Raw genomic sequence first — 2,046 nt, 5'->3', positions numbered from 1 at the left:
GGCAGCAAGCCCCGGATCAAGGTCAGGTAGCTGAAGAAATTCACCTCGAAGAGGCGGCGGATGTCGCCGTCCTCCAAGTTCTCGAATTTTCCGTAGAGCCCGATGCCGGCATTGAGGACCAAGCCGTCGAGCTTATCCAGGCGCTCGAGACGCTGGAGCAAGCTCTTCACCGCTGCGGGATCGCCGAGATCGCAGGGTTCGTAGCGGCAGGGAACCGTCGCACTCAACTCGTCGCTGAGGGCCTTCAGGCGGTCGGCGCTGCGGGCCACCAAGATAAGGCCGGCGCCATGGGAGGCGAAGTGCCGGGCCAGGTGTTCGCCGATGCCCATCGAGGCGCCGGTGACGAGGATGGTCTTGCCGGAAAGCTTAGAACTGGAAGCTGTAGCCAAGCGTCACCTGCACGGCCCGCATGTCCAGGCCGTCGTTGAGCATGCCGCGATAAGCCGCGCCGACGCCGATGGTGCTGCCGCCGAATTTGTATTCGACGCCGCCGCCGGTGGCGAAGGTGAAGTTGACGTCGTCTTGGATCGGAAAGCCGAAATCGGAATAATCCAAGACGTAAAAACCGAGGGTGCCCTCGATGTAGGGCCGGAACTTGGTCCGCAAGGGCGTCACCTTGACGCCGCCTTCCAGCATGAAGAAGAAGGTCGTCGGCTCGAAGAAACCTTGGGCATTGCCGATGGCCTGGCCCATCCGGATCATCGGCGAGATATAGCCCTTGAAGTTATAGCCGCCGAAGAAGCTGAAATAGTACTGCGGGCCCATGAAGTCATCGCTGGTCCCGACGAAAAAGAGGACGCCTTGGTCGCTCCCGATGAACCAGCCGCTGCGGTGCTCGGGGTCCGATTCAACCGGCCGCGGGGCTTGCCCCGGATAGGGCCGGCCGTAATCGTCGGGCTGGGCCAGGGCCGGAACGGCCGCCGCTAGAGTCAGAAGACAGCAAAAGAAGAAGAGGAATTTTTTCATGAAGGGGCTCCCATCGAAGGCCGGGCCATTCTTGCGGAAGCTCCCTTTGAAGTCTATGAAAATGTCGCTAAAGCCCCGGCAGGCCGGTCCGGATCGTGTAAGCCGCCTCGACCGGGGTCACGAAGATCTTGCCGTCGCCGATCTTGCCGGTGAAGGCGGCATTGCGGAGAATCTTCACGACCTTCTTCTCCTCGCCGTCCTCCACCACGATCATCAGGCAGGTCTTGTGGAGCTCCAGATAATGGACCCCGTCCTTCTTCACTCCCTTCTGCTTGCCGCGGCCAATGACCTCCCAGCGGGTGTAAGAAACGAAACCGTGCTTTTCCAGGGCATGAATGGCCTTCTCCTCGCGCTCGCTGCGCAGGATGGCCCGGATCATCTGCATCTTAATCTCCTGCCGCCGGCAGGACGAAGATCCGGCCGTCGCCGAAAGTTTTGCTGCGATTTTTGGCGATGAGTTGTTGGATGAGCTTGGCGAGATCCTTCTCCTCGACCAGCGCCGAAAATTTGGTTTTTCTCAGGTAGGAGGAGCTGCGGCTCTTGAGCCGGAACCAGGAGCGGAAGAACTGCTGGCCCATCTCCTTGCCGCGGCCGAAGACCGAATGGCGGCTGACGAAGAGGGCGCCGCTCTTGAACAGGGCTTCCTCGGTTTCCAAGGCTTTCTCCGGCCGGACGATGGCGATCACTTCCTTAAGCGCCATGCGTCGATTTTTCCCTCAAAGCCCGTTGCACCAGCCGCGGAGCGAAACCCGGACCCTCGCTCCAACGTCCCCAACTTTGCCCCAAATGGAAGAGCCAGATTGACAATTTTCTTCCCATGAGCTTTTCGATATCCAAGATCCGTGCCAGCAAATTTAGGCATTTTATTGGCCTTTTCTCGTTTCTTTGCCTATTGCATGGCCCGCGAAATCGGCGTGTGATGAAAGTCTAGGCAATCATGGCAAAACATTTCCTCCGCCTTTTACTTCTCCTGCTTCCGCTGACGGTCCAAGCCTCCGGCGAAGCCTCGGTGTCGGCGCTGGCCGACCGGGTTCAGAGCCTTTACGAAGGCGCTCAAGATCTCTCGATGGACTTCGATCA

Annotated in this window: 4 protein-coding genes; all 4 read right to left on the bottom strand. The window is 59.3% G+C overall.

What is annotated here, in order from left to right; all coding sequences use genetic code 11:
* The coding region (locus tag VJR29_03870; GenBank protein ID HKY62535.1) for an SDR family NAD(P)-dependent oxidoreductase at nt 1-389 on the bottom strand (389 nt) is incomplete at its 3' end.
* Complete coding sequence (locus VJR29_03865) at nt 367-966, bottom strand: hypothetical protein (protein HKY62534.1); 600 nt, start codon at nt 964-966, stop codon at nt 367-369. The genes VJR29_03870 and VJR29_03865, both read right to left, overlap by 23 nt.
* Nucleotides 967-1,033: 67 nt before the next feature.
* Nucleotides 1,034-1,351 (bottom strand): P-II family nitrogen regulator, encoded by a 318-nt coding sequence (locus VJR29_03860; protein HKY62533.1) that lies wholly within the window; start codon nt 1,349-1,351, stop codon nt 1,034-1,036.
* 1 nt (nt 1,352) lies between these two features.
* A complete protein-coding gene (locus tag VJR29_03855) occupies nt 1,353-1,667 on the bottom strand; it encodes a P-II family nitrogen regulator (protein ID HKY62532.1) in 315 nt (104 codons plus the stop codon).
* Nucleotides 1,668-2,046: the final 379 nt, after the last annotated feature.

This window comes from bacterium (genome assembly GCA_035281585.1).
Lineage (GTDB): Bacteria > UBA10199 > UBA10199 > DSSB01 > DSSB01 > DATEDP01.
The sequence above is the reverse complement of the archived record's forward strand: the minus strand, read 5'-3'. Positions and strand labels throughout refer to the sequence as shown.